Genomic DNA, 25,377 nt, shown 5'->3' with positions numbered 1-25,377 from the left:
GAAAGATGCAGAGTGAACTGGAACGTATCAGCGAGCTTGCAAAGAAAGCGGCTGTCTTGGACGGCTGCGTGTATGTCGTTTATCAGAAAGAAGATGGTACCTATGCTTTTGATAAACTAGGAGATGAAATAAAAGGAAAGATTGTTGAATATAGACATTACCTGTAATTATGGATTTAAAATTGAAAGATTTCGTTGATGAGAACGACTTGCAGAAATTGGTAGAGCTTGATAATACTATTGAGCGTGTGAGAGCTGACTATGTTAATGCAGCCAAAGAATTAGCAAAAGGTTTGAAACTAAATGTAGAAGGCGTTGCTGATCTTGAAAAGTTGAGTAATCTTTATAATACTCAAGCAAAAACGGCTGGTTCTGCATCTGCTGAATTAACCGAGGCTCTTAGAAAACAGTCTGAAATAACTCAAACTGTCAGTAAGAAGATAGAGGAAAAGCTAAATGTAGAGAAATTATCTGCTGCTGAACTGAAGAAACTAACCAAGGCAAACTCGGATAATGCTGCGTCCTTGGAAAAGGCTGCTAAAGCGGAAGCTAACTTGACAAAAGCGCAGAATGCCGGTAATACTACTCGTAAGAAAGCTGTTTTATCTGAAGAAGAACGTTTAAAACTTATCAGAACTGCTATTACCTTGACTAATCAGGAAGTACATAGCCGTTCACAAGCAAAGGAAATGAATAAGCAGCTGCAAAAGGCTGTTGATGTTTTGAAAGATACGGATGAGAATTATATTCGTACACTTGCCCGTCTTAATTCTACAATCGGAATCAATACCGATTACATAAAACGAAATTCCGATCGATATAGTCAACAGAAAATGACTATCGGTGCATATCGGGAAGAAGTAAAGGCTGCATGGGTTGAGATACAGAACGGTAATAAGTCCATGCAGAATATGGGTATTATTGCCCGGAATGCAGGAAAAATACTTAATTCTGAATTTGCTCCTGGGTTAAGTAAAGTTGGTGCCGGATTGAAAGGATGGGCTGCTGGATATATAGGTGCGCAAGCTGTTGTAAGTGGTGTCGTTGCTCTTTTCACTAAACTTCGTGAGGGTGTAGGTAGTGTTGTTGAATTTGAATTCGCTAATAGCCGGCTTGCTGCAATACTCGGTACCACATCAGACCAAATAAAAGAATTAACTCTTGATGCTAAAAGGTTGGGAGCTACAACCAAATATACAGCTTCTGAAGCTACCGAATTGCAGATAGAATTAGCCAAGTTAGGTTTTACACGGAAAGAAATATTAGATGCAACAGAATCGATTTTACGTTTTGCTCAAGCTACCGGTGCAGAGTTAGGGGAAGCTGCTTCGCTAACTGGAGCTGCATTGAGAATGTTCAATGCAGATACTCGTGAGACAGAACGTTATGTATCTGCAATGGCTGTTGCTACAACAAAGAGTGCGTTATCGTTTTCATATCTTGCTACTGCACTTCCAATCGTTGGACCGGTAGCTAAGGCTTTTAATTTCTCTATTGAAGATACTTTGGCTTTACTAGGTAAATTATCAGACGCTGGCTTTGACGCTTCAATGTCTGCTACTGCTACACGTAATATTCTTCTAAATTTAGCTGATACAAACGGGGTACTTGCCAAGTCGTTAGGTGGCCCTGTGAGAACATTACCTGAGTTGGTCGCTGGATTACAAAAATTGAAAGAGCAGGGAGTAGATTTGAATAGTACTCTTGAAATGACTGATAAACGGAGTGTTGCTGCTTTCAATGCATTTCTTACCGCTGCCGATAAGATTGTTCCATTACGCGAACAAATAACAGGTGTTGAAGGTGAATTGGGTGATATGGCTCATACTATGGAAGATAATGCCAAAGGTGCAATTGATAGTTTAAAATCTGCTTGGGAAGCCCTGATGATCTCTTTAGGTAAAAACACAGGCGTTTTATCTGGGATAATAAACGAATTTACCGACCTTGTCCGTTCTATGCGTGCCGTAATAGCTACGGCAGAAGAACTTGGCGAGGAAAGATTAGCTAATGCAGTCCGTAACGGTCAAGAAGCTGCTAAACTGGATAAGGAATGGGTTAAATCTAAGGAGGAAAGTATTGATAGGGTCGCTTTGAAATATAGAAAAGAGGGAGTTGACGGTGCAGAAGCTTTTGAGAAAGCTAGAGGAGAACAACTTAAAATATTAGAAAGAACTTTATCACAAGAAGAAGCTAGATTGCAACTTTATACTAAACGAAACCAAAAGCAGTGGAGTGAGTATAATAATCGTAGTTTATTGAAACAAGGCCTAGGGCTTCAAAAAACTACTAATCAGATGAAAAAAGACATAGATGAGTCTTTCAAGCTTGTTGAAGAGCAAACTGCATATGTTGCTGGGTTGAAAGAAAAAATAGAGCAAATCAAAGGTATTACCAATGATTATCAAGAGGAAAATACGGGAAGTACATTCAACAAACCTCTCACAGATAAAGAAAAACGTGAACTGGAGAAAGCTGCTAAGGAAAAACAAAAGATTAAGGAAACCTATCAAGAGTCTGAACTCGCCCTCATGGATGAAGGCTTAGAAAAGGAACTTGCTAAAATTGGTTTAGCGTACTCAAAGAAGATTGCTGCTGTTAAGGGTTATAGTAAAGAAGAAATCGCTACTCGTCAGAATTTGGCGAAAGAAATGCAGGATAAATTAGATGAATTCTCTATTAAGTATAATTCTGACCGTGAAAAGAAAGATGTTGAGAACGCTCTTGCTGTTGTAAAAAAGGGATCCCAGGAAGAACTTGATTTGAAATTGCACCAGTTGGAGTTGCAACGTGAAGCAGAAATTGATGCAGCGGAGAAAACTGGTGAAGATGTTTTTCTCATTGATGAAAAATATGCAAAAAAGAAACAAGAACTTTACGAAAGACATGCATCCGATCAGGTGCAGTTAATTGCAGAGAATGCAGCGCATGAGCAGGAAATCCGGGATGCTGCATATGTTATGGATACGCTTGCTCTTAAAAAACAGTTAGCTTCTAAGGAAATAACCCAGCAAGAGTATGCAGAACTTGAGTATCAGTTAAAATTAGATTATGTACGTAAAACCTCGGAAGCTGCCATTGACGCTTTGGAATCCGAACTTGCTACTGCCAACTTGAGTACGGACAAAAGGGAGAAACTTGAGGAGAAACTTGCAAAATTGAAAGCGGACCTTGCCCAAAAAGAAGCAGAAACAGAAATAGATGCTATCAATAAAGTTACTAAAGCGGATGAGAAAGCACAGAAAGAGCGTCAAAAGAACTTGAAAAAATGGCTTCAAACTGCATCTCAAGCTGTGGGGGCTATTGGAAACTTAGTCTCTTCTATTTATGATGGTCAGATTCAGAAAATAGAAGAAGAGCGGGAAGCTAATGAGGAAAAGTATGATGAGGATATTGAACGAATTGAGAATTTGGCAGAGTCTGGATCCATATCCGAAGAGGAAGCGGAAGCACGAAAACGAGCTGCAAAGGAACGAACTGAAGCCAAAGATAAGGACTTGGAAAGGCAAAAGCAGGAAATGGCACGTAAACAAGCTATTTGGGAAAAGGCGACTAGTGTCGCTCAAGCTGGAATAGCCACTGCACTGGCAATAACTGAAGCCTTACCTAATATACCTTTATCTATTGTTATTGGGGCAATGGGGGCTATGCAAGTTGCAACAATTCTTGCTACTCCTATCCCTTCTTATGCGGAAGGTACAAAAGGTAATGATAGGCACCCTGGTGGTACTGCTTTGGTAGGTGATGCTGGTAAGCATGAAATTATCATGTATTCCGGAAAAGCATGGATTACTCCTGATACTCCAACTTTAGTTGATATTCCTAAAGGTGCGCAAGTCTTTCCTGATGTCGATAAGGTAGATATCTCTAAATTTGATATGCCGGATTGGGACTTTCCTACATTTTCACCGACATATTTTGCATCTTCTTCCGGTGACACCATTGTTTTCAATGATTATTCCCGATTAGAAAAAAGGGTTGATAGAACAAATTTTCTTTTGATGAAGAGTCTAAAAATGCAACGCCAAGATGCTTCTAACCGTGAATTTGAACTGTATAAATTATCTAAACTGAAATAGTCATGATTGAAAGATTAAATCAGATAACATTGAATGATTTCATTGAGCTTTCTTGCGGAAACTATGCTTGTTTGCTTTTGGACTGCAAATCTATGTCCGAAAGCACGCTTAAAGAAATAGCGTCTAAATTACTTGTCGAATACAGAAGTATTGTTAATCCCTCAAATATGAAGGCTATGGTAATGGACAAAGAGGATATGCTGAAAGAACGTGCCAAACTATTGAGTCTTCGTATTTGTCAGGCTCTTGTTTCTCTTGGCTTTTATGATGATGTTCGTCAGGTATTGGGTCAACTAAATGTAGATATCCGGAATATGAGTGATGAGCAAGTAATATCGAAGATTGATTATTTACTTCATTCTGCAATTTTTGAGCAAAAACGGAATGAGGAGAGACGCAGTGAGGAATATAAAGGAAGTAAAGCTACTCCTGAACAAATTCGTTCTTCTTTTGATGCAGAGATTGCTTTTCTAATGACATTCTTTAAAATGAGTATTGATTCCCGCGTAATTAATGCTGCTGTCTATGCGAATATCGTTCATCAAGCTGATGTTGAAATATCAATCAGAAAAAGAAGCACATGATAATATTGGGCATTACATATATACTGTAATTCGATTAATTTTTAATTAAAGCGAATTATTTCATACAGTCGTTTGTACATCTCTTTTGGAATCACAAACGACTTTTTTATGAATAGAAAAAACAGCATCCATTGTATAAATAGGCATTTATACAATGTTTTATTGTCAGAATTACGTACATTAGAGACGAAGTGTAATCGGATAACAGCAGAAGTGTCCGAGGTAAAAAAAATGATTGCCTTATTGCCCCCCGATATTGGCACTCTTATTAGTTCAATCGAGCGTTCTGCTAAGGAAATGCACGAGCAAAGTATCATGCACCGGGAATACGTGGAAAGGTGCATTAATGGCGAACCGAAGATACACCTAATAAGGAGGGCTGACAATGGACTTTGAAAAGGAATTATCAGAAATATATCCTTGGATATTAAGGGTGGCAAGAAAATTCTGCTGTTCCATGCAAGATGCTGAAGACTTAGCCGGTGATACAGTTTATAAGCTACTTGTGAATCGTGATAAATTTGATTGTTCTAAACCACTTCAACCGTGGTGCCTTATTGTAATGAGGAATACTTATATAATAAGATACAATAGAAATTCCCTTATACATTTTACAGGGCTTGATATGGTAGATGGAAGTGCCATTTCTAACTGTACAGCTCATTCAATACTGTTTGATGATTTGGTTTCCACAATACAACGGTGTGCTAAAAAGTCCCGTTGTATTGATAGTGTGATGTATTATGCTAGTGGATATTCTTATGATGAGATAAGTGAAATCCTGAACATTCCTGTTGGAACTGTAAGAAGTCGTATCTCTTCCGGTCGGAAGTTTCTGCTTCACGAAATTGGGTATTGACGATTGATTAAAAGGGTATGGAAATAACTTTTTCATAAATATAGCAAAATAGTTATGTTTTTATTTGGCTGTTTATAGCAAAAACGCTATATTTGTATCGTCTTAAATAAACGGTCTTTTACATTATGAAGTACAATCAGTTTTTTGCGGAACTTACCGCAGCAGGTTGTTACGTTCTCAGACATGGGGCTAACCATGATATTTGGTATAGTCCCAAAACGGGAAACAAATTTGCCCTGTCAAGGCATGGCAAACAAGAAGTACCTACCGGAATGGAACGTAAAGCAAGAAAGGTTCTTTTGGGGGAGTAATCCCCCTACCTTTTTTGTTCATAGTTAGAGACTGTTTTTGTTGGGGCAATGGGGTACGGTAATAGTGCCGTACTCCTATTTTAATTCAATAGATATGAAAGTAACTGTAATCATGGAAAAGGCGAGCGATGGGTATTACTCATGCTTTGTTGAGGAAGATTTACCCGGCTTTGGTTTGGCAGGGTATGGAGATACGGCGGAAGCCGCGAAAGAGGATATGATGAAAGCATATGAGGAAATAAAGGAGATGCAGGCAGAAGAAGGCAAGGAAATGCCGGAATTGGAGTTTATTTACAAATATGATATGCAGTCTTTTTTCAACTATTTTTCATTTCTGAATGTTACTAAGGTTGCAGAGTTGGCAGGTATCAATGCTTCATTGATGAGGCAATATACTTCCGGTGTGACAGCAGCCGGACAAAAACAATATGATAAGATACGGGTAGCGGTGGAACGTATATCTAAAGAACTTTCCGCAGCTACTTTCTAAAGATAGTGTACCGCTGTGAAGCGAGACCGTTTTAAGACAAAGGCAGGCTCCGTTCCTTTATATATGGGTTCGGAGCTTTTTTATGAAAGTATTAATTTGTAAATTGAGAATGCAGAAAGTCATAATTATTTTATATTTCATCTATTGCGTTGAAAAATAAGTAGTTATGTCTTGCTTCTGCAAAGTGCAATTTTCAAGAATTTAGCCAATCGGGAAACCGGTTGGCTTTTTCTATATATTTGCTCGTGAACGTTCAAAACGAGTTAAAATGCTTTGTAAATATGTACTTACAGTTGATAGTATTTCCTATGATATTCCTAAATCTTGTATTCAGAATTGGGATGAAATTAAGTTTTCCCGTAAACGCTCCGGACTTGAAGGGATAACTAGAACTTTTACTTCAAAATTCCAGTTTGTTGGAGAAGCCTATGACCTCATTTTGGAGGAGTATTTGAGCAAGTACCTGGCTTCTAATGCCAGTATCTCTGTTTATACTATAACCGATTCTCATACTTATGATGAATTCTTCAGTTGCCGACTGGATTTCGGTTCATTGACCTATGATGGAAATACTGTTTCTATCAATTCGATAGATGATAGTGTTGCTAATATCATAAAAGCTAATAAAGGAACACAATACGAATATTCGGTAGATGAACTGAAAGATGAAGCTCGGCTTTATTATGATAGATTGTCTTATGGAAAATTTAAAGTCGATTGACCCACTATTATAAAAGTCTTCTGACCCACCTTTATAACCGAAACTGATCCGCTGTGATTATAATAAAAATTGCCCCTGTATAATTACCATATTTCAGTCTTGTTTTCGTACTTTACAAAGCATTTTAACCCGGTATTATTAACTGAATAAAATTTTAAAGAATGAAAATAAGAATCAAGCACATACTGCGGTGTTATCAGTCAGGAATGAGTATCCGCGGTATCAGTTCTTCTCTCCTTGTTTCACGTAATACAGTCAAACGTTATATCCGTATATACGAAGATATGGGTATAGAACTTGAGCGTCTGTTGAAAATGGACGAGCAGCATCTGCATGAGCTTTTCGGTACGGAGACTGACAAAGAATCGTCTGGCTCTGCAGAGTATAAGTATCTTCAAGAACGTATACCTGATTACATGAAACGACTTAAGGTCCGTGGGACAACAAGAAGGTCTTTGTATGAGGAATATCTTAAAAATCGTCCACAAGGTTACAGCTACTGTTCTTTTTGTTTATATATCAGACGAGAAAGGGAAGTAAAGATTCCTGTTGGACGCATAGATCATATAGCCGGTGATCAGATGTATGTGGATTTTGCCGGCGACAAACTTTATCTCTCATACGAAAAAACAGGCAATAAGGTTCCCGTAGAAGTATTTGCCGCTATACTTCCATGCAGCCAGATTACTTATTACGAGGCTGTACCATCACAAAAGAAAGAACACCTTATCCAGGCATGTGAAAATGCTTTCCATTATTTTGGAGGTGTCCCCAATGCCATAGTTCCAGACAACCTGAAATCAGCCGTAACAAAGCCTGGAGGTGTTGAACCTGTAATCAATGACGACTTTGCTGCATTTGCAGACCATTATGGATGTGTTGTCTTCCCGGCAAGAGTACGAAAGCCTAAAGACAAAGCTCTGGTTGAGAATGCTGTAAGACTGCTCTACAGGGAGGTGTATTCAAAGATGACGGGATTGAAATTCAATGATCTTGAAGCCTTGAACATAGAAATAATGAAGCATACGGATGCGTTGAACAGCCGAAAGATGTACAATCGCAACTACAGCCGTCGGGAACGTTTCCTCGAAGTCGAGAAAGACAGGCTGCATACATTGCCGGCAACAAAATTTATATCAAAAAGCCGGAAAACGGCAACTGTCATGAGAAACAGTTATGTATCGCTTAACAATCACTATTACAGTGTTCCTAAAGAGTATATCGGCGATACTGTAGAATTACTGTATGATGGGGACACAGTGGAGATATATCATAAGTTCAGACACATAACGACACATCGCAGGGATGATACACCTTTCACTTATTCAGAAAAACCGTCCCACAAACTTTCGGGAGTGCTACATGAATACAGAATCAGAATGGATGATATATACCGCAAGGCATGTGAAATTGATCCGGTATTGGAAGAGTACATAAAGCGTGTGGCCGTTGCCAAGAAATATCCGGTCCAGGCCGTACGTTCAGCCGATGGTATATTAAGTCTTGTGGAGCGTTTCGGACATGACAGGGTGGTTCTTTCATGCCAGGTGGCAATGGAATTCGGTATGTTCGGGTACAACGAACTTGAAAGTATTCTGGTAAACAGGGAAGATGAGAAGTATCATGTACAGATGGAGGGACAGGCTCCCGAACTTACCCCCAAACACAGAAATCTCAGAGGCAAGGATTATTTTAACTCTAAAAACATGGATAAAAATGACAAGTAATAATAAAACAAGCAGAACTGTCGGAAAAAATATGGACAGAATAATGGAACTACTCTCCAAGTTACGTTTTTACGGCATGCTTGAAACATATAGAAATGACTGCAGGACCACATCCTCTGATGGTATGACAAACGATGAGTTTCTTAAATGGCTTCTTGAAAGCGAATATGATTACAGACGCAATGTAAGCATTGAGAGACTGATAAAGTCTGCAAACTTCAGATATAAGGCATATATGGAAAAAATAGACTATACCATAAAACGTAACCTTGACCGTAACCAGCTTGAGAGACTTGCATCTCTTGATTTTATAAGAGACGGACAGAATGTTTTCATCACGGGAAGCTCCGGTACAGGTAAAAGCTATATAGCTTCAGCCATAGGATATGAGGCATGTAAGAATGGAATAAAGACTTTGTATTCAAATGCGTCAAAGCTTATGGGACAGCTTAAAATTGCCAAAAACAAGGGCACTATAGAATCTGAGATGAAAAAAATAGAAAAGTGTCAACTGCTGATTCTTGACGATCTGTTTCTTATAGGACTGGATGCCAGGGAAAGGTCAATCCTTATGGAAATAATAGAAGACAGACACGGATTAAAATCAATCATAATAACATCACAACTTCCTGTCGAAAGCTGGTATGATGCAATTGGTGATCCTACAGTAGCTGACGCAATCCTGGACAGAATTGTACATACAGCACACAAGATTGAACTTACCGGGGATTCTGTAAGAAAGATTAATGCTAAAAAGAAATAGTATATATTGTAGATTATTATAATTGAAAATGACCCGGGTTAAAATGCATTTTTCTTTATTTAAATCTAATATTTTTTTGATGGGTCAATTTAGAGTATAATAGTGGGTCAATCGACTTTAAATTTTCCATTTTACGGTTCAAAACAAAAATTCAGTCCTTCTCCATGTTAGATCTATTACTTCTAAATAGTATTAACTTAATATTATACAATAAAATGGATAAAAATATCGCTAACGCAATGCTTTTGCGCTTGAATAAACAAGACCAGATAGAAGCTTTAAAGTCAATAGGTTTTACAACCGTCAATGAAAATACCCCCGCAAGCGACATCGCCAAGTATATGAAATGGGCAGGCACGCTTTTGGATTTGTCCTTGGCCACTCTCCGCATCGAGGATGGTGAACAAGTCTTCTTCACGGCAGCCGAATGGAACTCCATGAGCGCGAATAACCGCTCCAAGTATATCCGTATCGGTATCCGTATGCGTGCCGAATGCCGCCAGTTTATCATTGCCAAAAGCGACTGTGTCGCCGCCGATGGTGCGAAAACCTTCAAATGGGGCGGCTACGGTATAGACATACGTGGTCTGAAAAACTACGGCAGTGGTAACCAAGGACTCTATGATACCTTTGATAGCAAGGAAAATACCGATATTATCATAGAAACCCTTGCAGGTGTTAAAGATTCGCAAGGAATTGTCGGTGCGCCAGCTGCTGAAGCCGCCCGCGCATACCGTGGTTGTACGCTTGAATCTGACGGAATTGAAGATACAACCGTGTGGAACCTGGCCGCACTGGGTGAACTTATGCTTATGGCCAAGTATAAAACCGAAATCAATGAGCTCATATCTTCTATGTTTGGCTCTCAAAATATCCTTACAACTGACTGGTATTGGTCTAATATCGAATACGACGCTTCCAGCGCTTGGGGGGTGTACTTCGGCAGCGGCGGCGTCAACACCTACGGCCGCCTGAGCGCCTATCGTGTTCGCCCCGTTTCCGCAATAACCTCTTTGTCTCTTTAGACTTTATCTCTTTAATCCTTAGCTGTTTAGCGAAGCAAAAGCCCCGGTAGGGGCTTTTTTATTGTAAAAAAACGCCCTAAAATATTGTTAATTGTTTATCATCTGTTAACTTTGTGTCCTCGTAACACACATTAAAATATATAAAAAATTAACATGGCTCTCTCCGAAGACCTCAAAATATCAGATGCAATGTATCGGTTACTGAATAAGATAATTGATGCGCGTGTCCATTTTCCGAAGGAATTCCGTTACGAATTTGCTTCCGATATCATTTCCTGCGCCCTGAACTGCATGAAATATATCCGTTACGCCAATTCGGATATGTACCCGCCGCGCCGGGCTGATAACCTGATGAGACTTCGTTGCGAGCTGGATAATTTAGGAGTACTGCTAAGGATATGTCAAGAACGAAAGTTTATCAGCGTCAAGATGGCGGCCGACATCACTCTTCTGTTGGCGAGTGTCGGCAAACAAGCCACGGGCTGGTATAAAAAAACACTCTCTGATTGGGAAAGGTCAACAGGCAAGGACGAACGTGCCCTGCGGGAATACCAGTACCAACTTGAGTATTTCGCAAAGCCGGAGCCATAACTGTCACGGTGGTTATGGGTGAGCAACTAGAATTATTTATTGGGTATCCTTCCAACGATGAGTTGGGAAAGAGTCAGCATCAAAACACTGAAAAAGTGGATACAAGGGCTTCCAGCGCTTGGGGGGTGAACTTCAACAACGGCAACGTCAACACCAACGGCCGCCTGAGCGCCTATCGTGTTCGCCCCGTTTCCGCAACAGATAATATAGTCTATGACATCACCCTTAGCAGTATTTTTGAAGCCATGTACGAATGCGTCCGGCAGAAGCGTACAAGCCATGACTGTATTAAATTCTATGACGATTACCAATACACGCTGGTGCGGCTATGGAACGCAATCGTTCATGGTGAATATGTACCGGACTTCTCGAAAGCCTTTGTCCGTACCCGCCCGGTTTACCGGGAAATCTTTGCTGCTGCATTCATCGACCGAATAGTGCATCATTGGATTGCCATCCGTATTGAACCTCTGTTGGAACTACGGTTCAAAGCACAAGGCAATGTCTCTAAGAACTGCCGTAAAGGTGAGGGGTGTCTGTCTGCCGTACACTACCTGAATAGCATGATTGTCGAAGTGAGTAAGAATTATACTATCGACGCTTATGTTCTTAAAGCCGACTTTCTGAATTTTTTCATGTCGATTTCCAAGTCTTTGGTTTGGGAGATGATGGATATTTTCTTGAGAGACAACTATAAGGATGATGATATCGACTGTCTGCTCTATCTCCTTGTCGTCACAATCTTCCATTGCCCGCAAGATAAGTGTCACCGACGGTCGCCATTATCCATGTGGGACAAGTTCCCCTGTAGCAAAAGTCTTTTTTATAATGATAAGGGCAACGGTACTCCGCCGGGCAATCTCCTTTCTCAGCTTATAGCCAATTTCCTGGCATCAGTTTTCGATTACTATGTAATGGAGATATTGGGATTCAAGCATTACGTTCGTTTTGTTGATGATTTCTGCATCGTGGTGAAGTCGCCTGAGGATATTTTGCCCAAGGTTTCTCTAATGAACGGTTTCCTGAAGGAGCAACTCCTTCTACAACTGCATCCGAAGAAAGTCTATTTTCAACACTATAAAAAAGGAGTCCTGTTTGTTGGTGCGTTCATCCTGCCGGGCAGGATTTATATCAGCAAGAGGGTTGTCGGCAATGCTTATGACGCTGTGAGGAAATTTAATAAGATAGCAGAAACAGGGCTTGCGGAAGCATACGCTGAAAAGTTTATAAGTACAATGAACTCTTATTACGGCCTGATGCGCCACTTTGCAACGTACAATATACGAAGGAAATTGGCAACAATGCTTGTGGCGGAATGGTGGGAATATGTCTACATCGACGGCCCCTTTGAGAAATTTGTGTTGAAGAATAAATACAATGAAAGAAAACAACTAATTAAACATATCAAAAAACATGGAGCAAAAAAATATCTTACCCCGGATATGTGCTAAGCCTATCGAGCAGCAACCGGATGGAACCTGGATTGTCCGCCATCATTTCAGAGTGGTCGGAAAAGATGATAATGGTGAAGAACTGGTAACTTTTGCCAGTTCGGAATATCCCGATAAACCAACAATACAACAGATTCAAAGAAGTATTGACCGTTATCGGGTTTCTTTGACCATGTATGGAGATACAATTTCTGATGAAATAGAAAAGGTTGACCTTTCTATGTATATGTTTACGGATTAATAGTTCAATCTGTTGGTTATTTTAGGGGTGCTGTTCTAGCATCTCTTTTTTATTTAAGAAAAAGCGAAAATTATAATAACTTGTTTTATAGTGGTTTATCATAGAATTGATTTTCAAGATTTTCTGTTTTTGTAAAACTGGTTATTATACTCGATACATTTGTCTCATACAGAATATTTTATTAAATAATTAAACGCTATGAGTATGGGTATAAAAGTATTGTATGATTGGATTTTGCAATCTAACCGGCCGGCACACGTTAAAGCCGGTATGTTCGTCTATGTTGTAATGCTTGCCTTCTGTTTCCTTCTATTAGGCATTGATTTCTGTAAATCTGCTATTGTTTCTTTAGCGACAACTGCTATTGCTGCAATAGTGGTTGAGTACATTCAAAAGAAATGTGGATTTGTCTTTGATTGGCTGGATGCGTTAGCAACTGTCTTGTTTCCTGGTATAATTGCTATACTGGTTGTTCTTGTTCATTTCTATTGATTGAGAAAATAATGGGCTTAAATGAATGGTTAGCTGTACTAGGAGCATTGGGCGGGTTTGAAGCGATTAAATGGATCGTTAATTTTTACGTGAATCGCAAAACAAATGCGCGTAAGGAAGATGCTTCTGCTGATTCTATGGAAGATGAGAATGAGCGTAAGCAGGTGGATTGGTTAGAGGATCGTATTGCACAACGTGATATGAAGATAGATACTATCTATGTTGAATTACGTAATGAACAAAATGATAAATTGTCTTGGATACATAAATGTCATGAACTGGAATTGCAGTTGAAAGATGCTGAACATAATCGCTGTGACCGGCCTGATAGTGAATGCGGTCGCCGTATTCCACCACGTAGAATTGCACTAATTAATAAAAAGGAGGAAAAAAATGAAAGTATTGATTGATAACGGTCACGGTAGTAATACTCCGGGTAAGTGTTCTCCGGATGGTAGGTTAAAAGAATACGCCTATACCCGTGAAATAGCTGGGCGTGTAGTATTTGAATTGCGTAAACTGGGAGTAGATACTGAATGTATTGTGAAAGAAGAGGCGGATGTACCATTGGCAGAACGTTGTCGGAGAGTGAGCGAGTATAAGGCTTCCGAAGCAATTCTTATTTCTATCCATTGTAATGCAGCTGGTAATGGCTCAAATTGGATGCAGGCACGTGGTTGGGAAGCATGGACTAGCGTGGGGCAGACAAAAGCCGATAAGTTAGCTGACTATCTGTATGGGGCTGCTGAGGAATGCTTGCCTGGAATGAAGATACGGAAGGATATGGCAGACGGTGATCCAGATAAGGAGAGTAGTTTTTATATCTTGAAGCATACGAAGTGTCCGGCTGTTCTGACGGAGAATCTATTTCAGGATAACAGAGAAGATGTGGATTTCCTGTTGTCAGAAGAAGGTAAACGGACTATTGTCTCTCTTCATGTGAAAGGTATTTGTAAATATCTGAAAGTATGAAAATGCTAATCTATATAACCATGTTCTTGATGTCAGGAATATGGTTTACTTCCTGCAAAACTTCTCATAACATTGAGTCACAAAAGCAGATTGACTATTCAGGGGATTTTTTGTATTTGCGAAACTTAATTGAATCATTACAGCTGGATGTGAATAAGCAAACGAAAGTTACTACTGACAAGTTGAGTAATCTGAAAATTGAGAATAAAACAGTTTACTTGTCGCTTCCGGATTCAGCCGGAAAACAGTATCCAGTCAAAGAAAGTACTACTACCGCTTCCAAACAGGAGCAAGAACGGACTGAAATTGATGAAACATTATCCATTACTTTGCAGCAGTTTTCGAATCGACTTGATACTATAAGTAACAAGGTGAATGCTTTACTAAATCAAAGAGAGAAGGTAGCCGAGTTATCTTGGTGGGATTTGCATAAAGATAAAGTTTATTGCTATGTCATTGGCTTGATTCTTGCGGGATGGTTGGGGTGTAAATTTAAGAAATAAGCCTTTCTTTTATTGAAAATACAATTTCGGGGAGAAATTATATGTGATAAAATACAATATTGCGGAAATAATATATATCTTTGCAGCAAAAGAATATCTCTGTTGGCGCAGAGATAAACTTTAAATTCGGTGATGTAAAAATATAAAATTTTATTTTTATGGCAAAATTAAAGAATGTGGCTGAAACAGCCAAAAGGAAGCGTATAATAAACGCTAAAGAATGTGAATACGAACTTCGTGAGTCGTTAGAAAAGCTATTTGATGCATTTTGGAATGCTGTACGTAATTATGAAAAAGAGGTAATACAAACCCCGTTTACAGCTCGTTGTCGAGGATTTGAAGCCTCCCTCTTAAACTCAAAAATAATTCAAAGTGTTCAGTCTGTTTTTAAAGATGGCTGGACATTTGGAAAGTACAAAAGATTTATGCTTAGAGTTAATGGATATATTATGCTTTTTAAGAAATTAAATAGTAAAAATATGCCAATGAATGTTCCAACTCGTTTTTCATCATCTATTCAGAACCAAGAGCAAGGTTATTTGTTTGATATGTATGATAACGGGACAGAGCCTATTTTATTTTTTGGATATAATAAAAGTCGTTTTGGAGAGATTATAAATCCAAAATTGGTTTATATCGATGAAAACAGAGTGAGATGGACTATTTCTGAAAATGATATTTTTACAGTTAATAGAACAATGGATGTTCAACCAGCCGCTGCGTCTCTCTCTGTACGCCAAAATATCAAAAAGAAAGAAGGAAGAAATAATTAATAATATGATACATCACCGAATTTATTTTAGAAAACAACAATACTGATAGCAAAAATGGAAATCAACTATAAGCAGATAATATTTGCTCGTGAATATCGAGGTTACTCGCAAACCGAGCTTGCTTCTAAGATTGTTGGATTGTCACAATCCAATTTATCTAAGTATGAGAAGGGTATTGGTCCTTTATCTACCGATGTACTTAATCGCATAATTGATTTTCTGGGATTTCCAACTGACTTTTATGAGAAGAAAATCTCAAATATTGCAGAAAATGCGCACTACCGAAGGAAGAAAGGAATGACTAAAAATGAACGTTCCCAAATAGACCTTTCAAACAAGTTATTAGGTTATATTGTAGACCAAATGGGGGAGTCTGTGGAATTTCCAGATATGTCATTTCGAATGATTGACCTTGAAGATGGATATACACCCGAAACCGTGGCTCAGTACACCAGGAAGTATTTAGGCTTGAAAGATGAACCGGTTCGGAATATATTCTCTTTGCTGGAAAGAAATGGGATTATAATCATAGAATTGGATTATGATGTGGATCTATTTGACGGGGTTTCTTTTTTGACAGATGGTGGATATTATGTGATTATTATTAATAAGAATTTCAGTAATGACCATAAAAGATTCACTTTAGCACATGAACTGGGACATTTGATCATGCATACTTCAAATGAGTTTCTAATCTCTGAATATCGGGATAAAGAAGATGAAGCAAATAGATTTGCTTCAGAATTCCTTATGCCTTCTGATGCTATATCAAATTCTTTACGTGGACTAAAACTGCAGTATTTGGTGGAATTAAAAAGATATTGGTTAACTTCCATGGCATCTATTGTACGTAGGGCAAAAGATTTGAAATGTATTACTAACGAAAAATATAAATATTTTAGTATTGAACTAAGTAGAAGAGGATATAGAAAAAGTGAACCTGTGAGTGTATATATTGATATGCCGAATATGTACAATGAAGCTTATAAACTTCATAAGAATGAATTGGAATACTCAAATGAGGAAATGGCAACTGCATTTAGTTTGCCTCTTGATGTTCTTACTAGATTTTGCTGTCCTACAAAAACTAATTTGAAATTAAGATTGAGTATATAATCTGTATATCTTATAAATATAATCATCATATGGCTAAAACAATAAAAAAATTCACTTATGTGGTGAAAGATAAATATGATAATATGGTAACTGTGTATGCAAGAATTGAAAAGGAAGGTGGTTTGTATTACTGGTATACAAGTCATTTGACAAAACCGCAAGATGCGGATAGAATAGGAATATATAATCCTTCTAATGTTGAGTCTAATCTTGATACTGCTGAAGCATTTTTGAAAGCATATATTAGTATGATGAAAGATTCTAAAGTAATTGTACCAAACAATCATTATTGATTTATTATTTTAGAGATAAGTTGTGTTCTATTAATGATAAATCCTTTTTATATTGTCCCGTCTCTTTGATTCGGGGCTTTCTTATACCTTTGCATCAGTTTTCGGCTATGAACTTCATCTTCAAATTTGGCTGGCAATTGGAGCAGGTATCCGTTATGATGATGGAAGTCCTATCATTATCTGGGTCTTATCAAAAGATATCATTTTAGAAGATGAAATAACGAAAGGGTTTCAAACTAAACTTATGTATGATAAAAAACATCCCAAAAAGCATTAAAAAGATATGACATTACACGAAGCTATTATTAAATTGTTGAAAGAAAAGGGTACTCCTATGACAACAACAGAGATTGCAAATGCTCTCAATGAAAATAAATGGTATGTGAAGAAAGATAAAAGTGAAATTACTCCTTTTCAAATCCATGGGCGTACTAAAAACTACGATAAACTTTTTCGTAGACTGGGAAGTACTGTCTATTTGGTCACTGACTAACTACTATGGCAAAAGAAAATAAATATGCTCACAATTGCGTTTGTGAGGTAATTAACATAGGGAAAGAAATTAAATTTATTTTTAATGGATTAAACTAATAGTAAAAACAGGTTTTGTAAAAAGATGAATACGTACGAAGAAAGTCAAATTAAAGACATTAAGATTTGGAAAGCTACTGAACCATCGGTAGTTTCCAAAGCTGTAGGTTATATGACTAAGCCTATTGTTCTGGTTGCAAATAGAATTATCCCACAAAAAGCGATACAAGGTGCTCTAACAGCTTCTAATACCTTGGCAAAGTTAATTACTGATGAACAAGATATTATACGGAATGCAAAAGTTAATTCAATAATTGAGTTAAAAACAAAAGATCTTCAATTGTCCGATAAGTTAGCAGATGAAGTTCATAATTGGGCATTGGCCGGACTTGGTCTAGAAGGGGGAGTCACTGGCTTTTTTGGCTTACCAGGTATGTTTGTTGATATTCCTATGGTTGTAACTATTGCATTAAGAACAATACATAAAATAGGAATTTGCTATGGTTATAAAGCATTAACATTAGAAGATACTCAATTTGTATATTCTATAATGTCTGTTGCCGGTTCTAATTCTATGCAAGAAAAGAATATGGCATTAGTTACTCTTAAACAATTAAATGTTATTCTTGTAAAACAAAGTTGGAAAAAAATGGCTGAAAAAGCTACTGTAAATAAGTATTGTAGTGAAGCCATATTGATTACAATCAAAAGTCTAGCTAAACAACTTGGTATTAATATCACAAAAAGAAAGGCAATTCAAGCAATTCCTCTTATAGGTGCCGGTGTTGGTGCAACTATGAATATTGCTTTTATAAATGATATATGTTTGGCCGCAAGAAGAAGTTTTCAAGAACGTTGGCTTATTGATAATGGAAAAGTTCAATCGATTTAATTATTAGTTATATTCTTTCAAGACATCAGAAAGTAAGAAAGTACTAAGAGTATTTATTCTAGGGCTTTCTTCTCACTAAGTAGCAATCATAATAGAGTTTATAAGAGGTAGCTATTCGGCTACCTCTTTGTTTTGTAATCTCTCCAATCAACAACACACGAATCAACAAACTCTCCAGAAGGGTTACATAAGGTAGTACTAATATATAAGTGAAAAGTTCGGTAAGGATATAAAAAAAGTGAGGGGAACCACCCCCTCACTAAAGTCAAACCAAAATAATCCGAATTATGTCCGTATTATCTTGATGTTGCAAAGATACTATTTTATTTCAGATTATCAAGTATCTCGCGTATCGCTTTATCTGCATGTTTTTTCATGATTGATACATAGTTGAAGATTGGACGATCTTCTTTCATTGACTGACCGATACAGTATTCAAGAGTGCTAAGGGGTATTCCAAGATCGTAGCCATGTTGGACGAATGATTTGCGAGCTGAATATAATGTTAAGTTGTGAGTAACGCCTGCTACTGTTTTCAGAACTTTCATTTTCCGGGTGAGTGTATTATAACAGGATACATAAGTTTTATACTTTCCAAATACAAGCTTTCCGGTATTCTTATTCATATATTTCTTGATGAGAGGTTTTGCTTCATCAGGAATCGCAAACGAAGTCAACCGGTCGCCATCCTTAGTATTCCTTGTCTTGATTCTGATGTAATCTACAATGTTGGTCCGGAAGTCGTAAGCTAGCATATCAACTAAGTTCATGCCGGCTAAGTAATAAGTAAGCATGAATATGTCGCGAACTACTGATACGTTATATTGATTAGGCACCATATCTCTAATAATCTTTAGTTGTTCAACTGTGATATGTGTGTCTCTTTTCTTAGCTGAAGGAATGGAAGCTGTGACAAATGGATCTACTTTATATTCTACGTATCTCATCTTGATGGCATAGTTTATTATTACTTTCAATAGTGTAATATAGATTTTGATTGAGGTAGGAGAGAGTTTGCTTTTCCTTAAATGCGTTAGATAGTTATTAATCCGGATTGGTGTTATGTGTTCCATGAGTGTACTTGGACCAGTAAACCGAATAAAATGTTTAGCGGCCAATTTATAAAGTTTATGCGTTTTTTCTCTATCATCCTCATCTATCTGTGAGAGGAATTCTTCAACTATATCCTCAAATTTGCGGTGTTGTTCACCGTTAATTGGGCTGGTTATTATTTTGACTAACTGTGTACAGGTAAGTGAATCTGCGTATTCTATACTTTCACAGCGTTCGTAATAAGTATCATAAATTCTTTTAAGTTTTGCATTTAGTAGTTCTTTATCTGAACGCTTTACAATTTTTCCATTTTTGAACTCATTGAGTGAGTCTATAACTATACTGGTCGGAATGTAACGTGTGTCCCAGTTGTGAGACACAGCAATTCTTATTTTATGTTGGCCGTTTGCCAATATTTTAGTTGGTACGATTGTGATAAATAGATTAGCCATGTTTAAATTCTATTTAATTAGTATATATATTGCCGCGGCACGGTTACGGCAATGTAAATAGCGTCAAAAGTGACGTTTTAACTCTTAATGAACAATACTAATTAAGAAAGAAAAAGTTCGATTAGGATTTGTAAATTGCTGTATATCAATTATAAAAATGGCTTCCTTGTTCGTCCGCCGACGAGGAAGCCATTCAACACAAAAACTAAACTAGACTTAACTAAACTATTCTATTCTCGGAATTTCACAATCCCTTTCTGTTCTCTGCAAAGGTAGGGATAAAACGGGTTTTGACAAATAATAATCGACAAAAATATTAATTTCACCGATAAAATAGCTAATGTTAGCTCCTTTCATCAAGAAAAGTTTGGAAAACTTGCTTGTAACTATCACTGATGGGGATATATGTCTTGTCGAAGACGATACGACCACGGTCAATCACACGTATCTTATCTTTCTGGACAATGAACGAACGATGCACGCGTATGAAACGGCTGGAAGGCAAAAGTTCTTCCATTGCTTTCATGCTCATAAGTGACAAAATGGGTTTGGGGGCATCTTCTGTATAGATTTTGATATAATCTTTCAAACCTTCGATATACGTGATTTTCTTGAGGTCTACCTGTACCAGCTTATAGTCGCTTTTCACGAAAATACTATCTATCTCTTCCGGCTTCTGAACCAGTTCGAACCATTGGAGCGCTTTGTTTGCCGCTTGCAGGAAATCAACGTATGAGATTGGCTTCAGCAGATAATCGAGTGCGTTGACACGATAACCGTCGATAGCATATTGCCCGAAAGCTGTAGTAAACACGATACGGGTGCGGGAGTCTACCATCTTCGAGAACTCCAGTCCGTTAAGCTCCGGCATCTGAATGTCCAAAAACAGAAGTTCCACCTCTTCATCCGGCAATTCCTTCATTGCCTGGACTGCGCTGGAATATTTTCCTGCGAGTTGCAGGAACGGAGTCTTGTTCACATAACTTTCTAACAGGCTGAGAGCTAAAGGCTCATCATCAACAATTGCACAACGTAATACCATATTATTCTATATCTGATGTTTTATACTAAACGTTTTCTGTCTACTCTTTGATTTTAATACTCAGTCTCGATTCATAGACAGATTCGTCTTCCGAGCTGCCTTTCGACCAAGTGTAAGCCCCCGGGTAAAGTATCTCCAACCGTCGGCTCACTTGCTCTAACCCGACACCCGAACCACTTTTATCTTCCACCGTCTTGGGATGATTGCTGTTGCGGATTTCACAAACCACTTCCTTATCATTCTCCGAAATATGAATACTGATAAAACTAGGTTCAGTAGGAGAGATGCCATGCTTGAAAGCATTCTCTATCAACGAAATGAAGATAAGCGGAGCAATAAGCATCTGGCTATCCGGCTGAATGTCGAATTGAGTGGTCATCTGTACATTCGCGGACAGGCGGATACGCATCAACTCAATATAATTGCGGATAAAATCTACTTCCTTGCAGAGAGGGACATACGTCTGCTGATTATCATACAACACATATCGGAGAAGTTTGCTCAACTCTTGTACCGCTTCCTGTGCCTTATCCGAATCAAAGGCAATCAAAGCATAAATGTTATTCAAGGTATTCAGCAAAAAGTGCGGGTTCAACTGGTTCCGCAGGTTTTTCAGTTCGGCTTCCGCGCGGCTTCGTTCCGCTTCTTTACGGGCGGCTTCGTTCTGCGTCCATCGCGCACTCATACGGATGGCGGCGCTCAGCCCGATGGTAAAGACGAGACTCAGCATATCCCTAAGGAAGAACAGCCATCCCGGTGGCATACCCGGACGCTTTGGTCTGGATGCAAATGACGAGTCGAACGTCAGGCTTTGCCAAAGGTGGAGTAAAACTCCGATGGCGCATAAAAAGATAATGTTATAGATGATGTATCTCTTTGCCTGCCCCTGGAAAAGATAACGGGGAACCAGAAGGAAATAGTTGACGTAGAACACAATCATGAAAGAAAGTGGTACGGCAAGATGGCGTATATAAGCCATCCAGTTAATGTTCCCGTTTCCGCGTTCAACGAAAAAGAACGGGAAACCGAACATAATCCCCCAGCCGATAATGTGTATCAGTATCTCCAGAGGACGACGCGCAGATGTAAAGTTTTGTTTCATAAAGACAAAGATAGCTTTTTATTCGTATCTGATGGCTTCTATCGGGTCTAAATCTGCGGCTTTCTTGGCGGGATACCATCCGAAGAAGACTCCGGTGACAGTGCATACCGCAAAAGAAAGGAATACACTCCAAGGTTGGATAAAGATAGGCCAATGCGCCACACTTTTCACAATCCAACTGGCTCCGCAACCGATAATCACCCCGATGATGCCGCCCGTGATACTAATCATGATGGCTTCAATAAGGAACTGGCTCAGAATATCAACACCCCGTGCACCGACAGACATACGCAAACCAATCTCGCGGGTACGTTCCGTGACGGATACATACATGATATTCATAATCCCGATACCGCCTACCACCAGTGAAATTCCTGCGATGCAGGCAAGCAGGGTCGTCATCAGGTCGGTGGTAGAGTTGAGCATCGTGCTCAGTTCTTGTTGGGTACGGATGGTGAAATCATCATTGTCCGTTGTTTTCAACTTATGGTTGCGGCGGAGAATCGTACTGATTTCATCCGTAGCATATTCTGTCATATCTTCGGTGAGCGCAGAAGCAAACACGCCTTGCAGGTATGTGACGGCAAGCAAACGCTTCATCACAGTGGTATAAGGAGCAAGTACTACGGCATCCTGGTCTTGTCCCATAGAGTTGTAGCCCTTTGCCTTGAGCACGCCTACCACCCGGAAGGGTATCTTGCTGAAACGGATAATCTTGCCTACCGGGTCACTTCCGTCCGGGAAAAGATTGTCCACTATTGTCTTTCCTATCACGCATACTTTTGCAGAGCTTTGAATGTCGGCTTCGGTGAACATCTCCCCATTTTCCACCGTCAACTGGCGAATATCAAGGTATTCCGTTCCTACGCCGTTCACGGATGCCGGATAGTTATTGTTGCCGGCAATAAGCTGTCCTGATGAAGAGACATTAGGGCTGACAGCAGACAAAAAACTTGTCTCATCGCGCAAGGCTTCGTAATCGGCTAGTTTCAAGGTCTGCATGGCAGACGGGTCTTGCCGGACACCACCACGCATATCGGCTCCCGGGTGAATCATAATCATGTTCGACCCCATCTCGGAAATCTGCTGTTGGATACTTTTCTTCGAACCTTGTCCGATAGCAAGCATCGTGATGACGGAAGCGACACCGATGATAATACCGAGCATGGTGAGAAAAGCACGTAATTTGTTGTTCGCCAATGCCCGGAGAGCTATCTTGAATAAATTAGTTCCATTCATGTTGTTAGTGATTAATTATTTAATGATTAGTGATTAACGCGATAATGAATAGCTATGAATTAATCACTAATCACTATCCCGTTAATCACTATTTAATCCTCGTCGTTTTTCGGCAATGCCGCAAGTGCTTCGGCAGCGGACAGAATCTTTGAGTTGACAGTGTCCTCTATGACATGACCATCGCGCAGACGGATATTGCGGCTGCTATATTGCGCAATTTCGGGATTATGCGTTACAAAGATAATAGTGCGTCCTTCCGCGTGAAGTTTCTGAAACAGGACAAGTATCTCGAAAGAGGTGCGGGTATCGAGGTTTCCCGTTGCTTCATCCGCAAGAATAACAGCTGGATTATTTACCAGCGCACGTGCAATGGCAACCCGCTGCATCTGTCCACCGGACATCTGGTTGGATTTATGTTCCAGACGGTCGCCCAATCCCACAGCCTGCAAAGATTCGATGGCACGGCGGTGACGTTCGGAAGCACTGACGGACGAGTTGTACATAAGCGGCAGTTCCACATTTTCCACTGCGGTCGTTTTAGGCAACAGATTATAGCTTTGGAACACGAATCCAATCTTACGATTCCTCAGTACTGCACGTTGAGGCTTGCTCATCGTGCGGACGGGAATATCGTCGAGCAGATACTCGCCGCTTGTCGGGGTGTCCAGGCAGCCCAATATGTTAAGCAGCGTGGACTTTCCCGAACCGGAAGTACCCATGATGGTGACAAACTCCCCTTCGTTGATAGTAAACGAAACGCCCCGTAACGCATGAACAGTTTCGTCTCCCACCTGGAAGTCCCGTTTGATATTTTGTATTTCAATTACTTTCTTCATGATTGTCACTTGTTGTTTTTCTTCTTACTTCCCGGAGGGCCAGGCATGAACGGGCTTCTTTCTCCACCGTTCACTTTATTGGGACCAGCTTCGAAATTCTCACCGGGCATTGCGCCTATGGTAGCTTCGGATACCACTTTCGTACCTTCGGTGATACCGCTGATAATCTCCGTAGATATCCCGTTGCTAATTCCGATTTTTACAGGATGCGCAGTGAATGTAGTGCCTTCACGTGTCCAAAGTTTATGTTTACCCTCACAATCTTTTATAATGTCATTAGCACCGATGAGCGGTTTCTCCGGAACGAAACGCAAAGCCTTGTTTGGCACAGACAATACACCTTTTTTATCAAGAATATAAATAGTGACATTAGCCGTCAGACGCGGTTTCAGTTTCAAGTCGGGGTTAGGGGCGGAGATTACCACTTCATAGGTAACTACCGTGCTTGTACCGCTGCTTGCGTTGCTCGTACTGCTTGAATCTCCCAAACGAATCTGTGTCACTACCCCCTCAAATGTATCATTCGGGTAAGCATCTACCGTAAAACTGGCACGCTGGCCTTCTTCCACACCGCCTATATCCGCTTCATCTACATCGGCTACCACCTGCATCTGAGTCAAATCCGCGGCGATGGTGAAGAGTGTCGGAGTTTCGAATCCGGAAGCAACCGTTTGTCCGGCTTCTACATCACGGCTGATAACAACTCCGTCAATGGGCGAAGTAATCGTTGCATAAGACAAGTTACGTTCCGCTTTCGCAAGAGATGCCTTGCTGCTGTCATAACTACTTTTAGCCTTCTGATAATTGTAAAGAGCCTGTTCGAAGTCCGTATCGCTAATCAGGGATTTCTCATGCAGCCCTTTGCTACGTTCGTAATTCTTTTTCTGATATTCATATTCGGCTTTAGCTCCGTCATAAGTTGCCTGTTGGGAAGCCAGTTCGCTTTGCAGAGTAACGCGGTCCATCTCAGCAATCAACTGCCCTTTGGTGACTGTTGAGTTGTAGTCTACATAAATCTTGTCAATGATACCAGATACTTGTGTACCGACTTCTACTTCCGTCACAGGTTCAATCGTTCCGGTAGCAGTCACCGAATTTGAAATATCGCCTTTGCTGACAGTAACAGTGGCATACGTGACTTTGTGTTTGGCGGGCGACCCTGCGAAGAACCAGATTCCCGCACCTGCTACCACAACGACTGCCACGGCGATTAAGATAATCTTTTTCGTTTTCATTCGTT

At 39.5% G+C, this 25,377-nt stretch carries 28 protein-coding genes; 22 read left to right on the top strand and 6 right to left on the bottom strand.

What is annotated here, in order from left to right; translation table 11 throughout:
* The first annotated feature begins 5 nt into the window (after positions 1-5).
* The 22 genes from CLIN57ABFB40_RS07600 to CLIN57ABFB40_RS07495 all read left to right on the top strand — a co-directional run bounded on the left by CLIN57ABFB40_RS07600 (position 6) and on the right by CLIN57ABFB40_RS07495 (position 18,413).
* Positions 6-167 (top strand): hypothetical protein, encoded by a 162-nt coding sequence (locus CLIN57ABFB40_RS07600; protein ID WP_175629570.1) that lies wholly within the window; start codon positions 6-8, stop codon positions 165-167.
* Positions 167-4,078, top strand: coding sequence for a phage tail tape measure protein (locus CLIN57ABFB40_RS07595; RefSeq protein ID WP_175630355.1), 3,912 nt, complete (start codon positions 167-169; stop codon positions 4,076-4,078). Before CLIN57ABFB40_RS07600 ends, CLIN57ABFB40_RS07595 begins: the two co-directional genes overlap by 1 nt.
* 2 nt (positions 4,079-4,080) lie before the next feature.
* Complete coding sequence (locus CLIN57ABFB40_RS07590) at positions 4,081-4,662, top strand: hypothetical protein (RefSeq protein WP_175629569.1); 582 nt, start codon at positions 4,081-4,083, stop codon at positions 4,660-4,662.
* 385 nt (positions 4,663-5,047) lie between these two features.
* Positions 5,048-5,521 carry an RNA polymerase sigma factor gene (locus CLIN57ABFB40_RS07585; protein ID WP_175629568.1) on the top strand — a complete coding sequence of 158 codons (474 nt, stop codon included), beginning with the start codon at positions 5,048-5,050 and terminating at the stop codon, positions 5,519-5,521.
* Between the two features lie 125 nt (positions 5,522-5,646).
* Entirely contained in the window at positions 5,647-5,832 is a 186-nt protein-coding gene (locus CLIN57ABFB40_RS07580; protein ID WP_005652458.1) for a type II toxin-antitoxin system HicA family toxin, read from the top strand.
* Between the two features lie 94 nt (positions 5,833-5,926).
* Complete coding sequence (locus CLIN57ABFB40_RS07575; protein WP_175629567.1) at positions 5,927-6,322, top strand: type II toxin-antitoxin system HicB family antitoxin; 396 nt, start codon at positions 5,927-5,929, stop codon at positions 6,320-6,322.
* Between the two features lie 268 nt (positions 6,323-6,590).
* Entirely contained in the window at positions 6,591-7,043 is a 453-nt protein-coding gene (locus CLIN57ABFB40_RS07570) for a hypothetical protein (protein ID WP_254871720.1), read from the top strand.
* A 161-nt stretch (positions 7,044-7,204) separates the two neighbouring features.
* Complete coding sequence (gene istA / locus CLIN57ABFB40_RS07565) at positions 7,205-8,770, top strand: IS21 family transposase (protein ID WP_175628403.1); 1,566 nt, start codon at positions 7,205-7,207, stop codon at positions 8,768-8,770.
* Positions 8,760-9,533 (top strand): IS21-like element helper ATPase IstB, encoded by a 774-nt coding sequence (gene istB, locus CLIN57ABFB40_RS07560; RefSeq protein WP_065539093.1) that lies wholly within the window; start codon positions 8,760-8,762, stop codon positions 9,531-9,533. The genes istA and istB overlap by 11 nt, the downstream gene beginning before the upstream one ends.
* A gap of 215 nt (positions 9,534-9,748) precedes the next feature.
* Positions 9,749-10,558, top strand: a complete 810-nt coding sequence (locus tag CLIN57ABFB40_RS07555; RefSeq protein ID WP_175629566.1) for a DUF1566 domain-containing protein — start codon at positions 9,749-9,751, stop codon at positions 10,556-10,558.
* A gap of 153 nt (positions 10,559-10,711) precedes the next feature.
* Positions 10,712-11,149: a four helix bundle protein gene (locus tag CLIN57ABFB40_RS07550; protein WP_175629565.1), complete on the top strand. Its 438-nt coding sequence runs from the start codon at positions 10,712-10,714 to the stop codon at positions 11,147-11,149.
* A gap of 14 nt (positions 11,150-11,163) precedes the next feature.
* Complete coding sequence (locus tag CLIN57ABFB40_RS07545) at positions 11,164-12,600, top strand: RNA-directed DNA polymerase (RefSeq protein WP_175629564.1); 1,437 nt, start codon at positions 11,164-11,166, stop codon at positions 12,598-12,600.
* Positions 12,563-12,841 (top strand): hypothetical protein, encoded by a 279-nt coding sequence (locus tag CLIN57ABFB40_RS07540; RefSeq protein WP_175629563.1) that lies wholly within the window; start codon positions 12,563-12,565, stop codon positions 12,839-12,841. Before CLIN57ABFB40_RS07545 ends, CLIN57ABFB40_RS07540 begins: the two co-directional genes overlap by 38 nt.
* A gap of 204 nt (positions 12,842-13,045) precedes the next feature.
* Entirely contained in the window at positions 13,046-13,333 is a 288-nt protein-coding gene (locus CLIN57ABFB40_RS07535) for a hypothetical protein (RefSeq protein ID WP_175629562.1), read from the top strand.
* Between the two features lie 11 nt (positions 13,334-13,344).
* Positions 13,345-13,743 (top strand): hypothetical protein, encoded by a 399-nt coding sequence (locus CLIN57ABFB40_RS07530; protein WP_024986999.1) that lies wholly within the window; start codon positions 13,345-13,347, stop codon positions 13,741-13,743.
* Positions 13,727-14,305, top strand: a complete 579-nt coding sequence (locus CLIN57ABFB40_RS07525; RefSeq protein ID WP_175629561.1) for an N-acetylmuramoyl-L-alanine amidase — start codon at positions 13,727-13,729, stop codon at positions 14,303-14,305. Before CLIN57ABFB40_RS07530 ends, CLIN57ABFB40_RS07525 begins: the two co-directional genes overlap by 17 nt.
* Positions 14,302-14,808, top strand: a complete 507-nt coding sequence (locus CLIN57ABFB40_RS07520) for a histidine kinase (RefSeq protein ID WP_175629560.1) — start codon at positions 14,302-14,304, stop codon at positions 14,806-14,808. Before CLIN57ABFB40_RS07525 ends, CLIN57ABFB40_RS07520 begins: the two co-directional genes overlap by 4 nt.
* Before the next feature lie 158 nt (positions 14,809-14,966).
* The gene (locus CLIN57ABFB40_RS07515) at positions 14,967-15,581 is read left to right on the top strand and encodes a hypothetical protein (protein ID WP_175629559.1); all 615 of its coding nucleotides are present in this window, start codon (positions 14,967-14,969) and stop codon (positions 15,579-15,581) included.
* A gap of 54 nt (positions 15,582-15,635) precedes the next feature.
* Complete coding sequence (locus CLIN57ABFB40_RS07510; RefSeq protein WP_175629558.1) at positions 15,636-16,697, top strand: helix-turn-helix domain-containing protein; 1,062 nt, start codon at positions 15,636-15,638, stop codon at positions 16,695-16,697.
* Between the two features lie 29 nt (positions 16,698-16,726).
* A complete protein-coding gene (locus CLIN57ABFB40_RS07505) occupies positions 16,727-16,990 on the top strand; it encodes a hypothetical protein (protein ID WP_175629557.1) in 264 nt (87 codons plus the stop codon).
* A 283-nt stretch (positions 16,991-17,273) separates the two neighbouring features.
* The gene (locus tag CLIN57ABFB40_RS07500) at positions 17,274-17,483 is read left to right on the top strand and encodes an HTH domain-containing protein (protein ID WP_175629556.1); all 210 of its coding nucleotides are present in this window, start codon (positions 17,274-17,276) and stop codon (positions 17,481-17,483) included.
* Between the two features lie 123 nt (positions 17,484-17,606).
* Positions 17,607-18,413, top strand: a complete 807-nt coding sequence (locus CLIN57ABFB40_RS07495) for an EcsC family protein (RefSeq protein WP_175629555.1) — start codon at positions 17,607-17,609, stop codon at positions 18,411-18,413.
* 323 nt (positions 18,414-18,736) lie between these two features.
* Here CLIN57ABFB40_RS07495 and CLIN57ABFB40_RS07490 read toward each other — a convergent pair whose 3' ends face one another.
* The 6 genes from CLIN57ABFB40_RS07490 to CLIN57ABFB40_RS07465 form a co-directional block, all read right to left on the bottom strand.
* A complete protein-coding gene (locus CLIN57ABFB40_RS07490) occupies positions 18,737-19,918 on the bottom strand; it encodes a tyrosine-type recombinase/integrase (protein WP_175629554.1) in 1,182 nt (393 codons plus the stop codon).
* A gap of 343 nt (positions 19,919-20,261) precedes the next feature.
* Entirely contained in the window at positions 20,262-20,960 is a 699-nt protein-coding gene (locus tag CLIN57ABFB40_RS07485) for a LytR/AlgR family response regulator transcription factor (RefSeq protein WP_175629553.1), read from the bottom strand.
* Positions 20,961-21,000: 40 nt separating this feature from the next.
* Positions 21,001-22,062: a sensor histidine kinase gene (locus tag CLIN57ABFB40_RS07480; RefSeq protein WP_175629552.1), complete on the bottom strand. Its 1,062-nt coding sequence runs from the start codon at positions 22,060-22,062 to the stop codon at positions 21,001-21,003.
* Positions 22,063-22,080: 18 nt separating this feature from the next.
* Positions 22,081-23,301, bottom strand: a complete 1,221-nt coding sequence (locus CLIN57ABFB40_RS07475; protein ID WP_175629551.1) for an ABC transporter permease — start codon at positions 23,299-23,301, stop codon at positions 22,081-22,083.
* Between the two features lie 92 nt (positions 23,302-23,393).
* A complete protein-coding gene (locus tag CLIN57ABFB40_RS07470) occupies positions 23,394-24,137 on the bottom strand; it encodes an ABC transporter ATP-binding protein (RefSeq protein ID WP_175629550.1) in 744 nt (247 codons plus the stop codon).
* 5 nt (positions 24,138-24,142) lie between these two features.
* A complete protein-coding gene (locus CLIN57ABFB40_RS07465) occupies positions 24,143-25,372 on the bottom strand; it encodes an efflux RND transporter periplasmic adaptor subunit (protein WP_175629549.1) in 1,230 nt (409 codons plus the stop codon).
* Between the last annotated feature and the right edge of the window lie 5 nt (positions 25,373-25,377).

This window comes from Bacteroides acidifaciens (assembly GCF_903181435.1).
Taxonomy (GTDB): Bacteria; Bacteroidota; Bacteroidia; order Bacteroidales; family Bacteroidaceae; genus Bacteroides.
The sequence above is the reverse complement of the archived record's forward strand: the minus strand, read 5'-3'. Positions and strand labels throughout refer to the sequence as shown.

Bases quoted from the DNA above. Each gene is read 5' to 3' on its own strand.
- CLIN57ABFB40_RS07530 (WP_024986999.1), top strand. From the start codon at position 13,345: ATGGGCTTAAATGAATGGTTAGCTGTACTAGGAGCATTGGGCGGGTTT.
- CLIN57ABFB40_RS07510 (WP_175629558.1), top strand. From the start codon at position 15,636: ATGGAAATCAACTATAAGCAGATAATATTTGCTCGTGAATATCGAGGT.
- CLIN57ABFB40_RS07545 (WP_175629564.1), top strand. From the start codon at position 11,164: ATGGGTGAGCAACTAGAATTATTTATTGGGTATCCTTCCAACGATGAG.
- CLIN57ABFB40_RS07475 (WP_175629551.1), bottom strand. From the start codon at position 23,301: ATGAATGGAACTAATTTATTCAAGATAGCTCTCCGGGCATTGGCGAAC.
- CLIN57ABFB40_RS07600 (WP_175629570.1), top strand. From the start codon at position 6: ATGCAGAGTGAACTGGAACGTATCAGCGAGCTTGCAAAGAAAGCGGCT.
- CLIN57ABFB40_RS07505 (WP_175629557.1), top strand. From the start codon at position 16,727: ATGGCTAAAACAATAAAAAAATTCACTTATGTGGTGAAAGATAAATAT.
- CLIN57ABFB40_RS07585 (WP_175629568.1), top strand. From the start codon at position 5,048: ATGGACTTTGAAAAGGAATTATCAGAAATATATCCTTGGATATTAAGG.
- CLIN57ABFB40_RS07580 (WP_005652458.1), top strand. From the start codon at position 5,647: ATGAAGTACAATCAGTTTTTTGCGGAACTTACCGCAGCAGGTTGTTAC.
- CLIN57ABFB40_RS07515 (WP_175629559.1), top strand. From the start codon at position 14,967: ATGGCAAAATTAAAGAATGTGGCTGAAACAGCCAAAAGGAAGCGTATA.
- CLIN57ABFB40_RS07490 (WP_175629554.1), bottom strand. From the start codon at position 19,918: ATGGCTAATCTATTTATCACAATCGTACCAACTAAAATATTGGCAAAC.
- CLIN57ABFB40_RS07470 (WP_175629550.1), bottom strand. From the start codon at position 24,137: ATGAAGAAAGTAATTGAAATACAAAATATCAAACGGGACTTCCAGGTG.
- CLIN57ABFB40_RS07480 (WP_175629552.1), bottom strand. From the start codon at position 22,062: ATGAAACAAAACTTTACATCTGCGCGTCGTCCTCTGGAGATACTGATA.
- CLIN57ABFB40_RS07525 (WP_175629561.1), top strand. From the start codon at position 13,727: ATGAAAGTATTGATTGATAACGGTCACGGTAGTAATACTCCGGGTAAG.
- CLIN57ABFB40_RS07570 (WP_254871720.1), top strand. From the start codon at position 6,591: ATGCTTTGTAAATATGTACTTACAGTTGATAGTATTTCCTATGATATT.
- CLIN57ABFB40_RS07575 (WP_175629567.1), top strand. From the start codon at position 5,927: ATGAAAGTAACTGTAATCATGGAAAAGGCGAGCGATGGGTATTACTCA.
- istB (WP_065539093.1), top strand. From the start codon at position 8,760: ATGACAAGTAATAATAAAACAAGCAGAACTGTCGGAAAAAATATGGAC.
- CLIN57ABFB40_RS07535 (WP_175629562.1), top strand. From the start codon at position 13,046: ATGGGTATAAAAGTATTGTATGATTGGATTTTGCAATCTAACCGGCCG.
- CLIN57ABFB40_RS07485 (WP_175629553.1), bottom strand. From the start codon at position 20,960: ATGGTATTACGTTGTGCAATTGTTGATGATGAGCCTTTAGCTCTCAGC.
- CLIN57ABFB40_RS07590 (WP_175629569.1), top strand. From the start codon at position 4,081: ATGATTGAAAGATTAAATCAGATAACATTGAATGATTTCATTGAGCTT.
- CLIN57ABFB40_RS07520 (WP_175629560.1), top strand. From the start codon at position 14,302: ATGAAAATGCTAATCTATATAACCATGTTCTTGATGTCAGGAATATGG.
- CLIN57ABFB40_RS07555 (WP_175629566.1), top strand. From the start codon at position 9,749: ATGGATAAAAATATCGCTAACGCAATGCTTTTGCGCTTGAATAAACAA.
- CLIN57ABFB40_RS07500 (WP_175629556.1), top strand. From the start codon at position 17,274: ATGACATTACACGAAGCTATTATTAAATTGTTGAAAGAAAAGGGTACT.
- CLIN57ABFB40_RS07495 (WP_175629555.1), top strand. From the start codon at position 17,607: ATGAATACGTACGAAGAAAGTCAAATTAAAGACATTAAGATTTGGAAA.
- CLIN57ABFB40_RS07540 (WP_175629563.1), top strand. From the start codon at position 12,563: ATGGAGCAAAAAAATATCTTACCCCGGATATGTGCTAAGCCTATCGAG.
- CLIN57ABFB40_RS07550 (WP_175629565.1), top strand. From the start codon at position 10,712: ATGGCTCTCTCCGAAGACCTCAAAATATCAGATGCAATGTATCGGTTA.
- istA (WP_175628403.1), top strand. From the start codon at position 7,205: ATGAAAATAAGAATCAAGCACATACTGCGGTGTTATCAGTCAGGAATG.
- CLIN57ABFB40_RS07465 (WP_175629549.1), bottom strand. From the start codon at position 25,372: ATGAAAACGAAAAAGATTATCTTAATCGCCGTGGCAGTCGTTGTGGTA.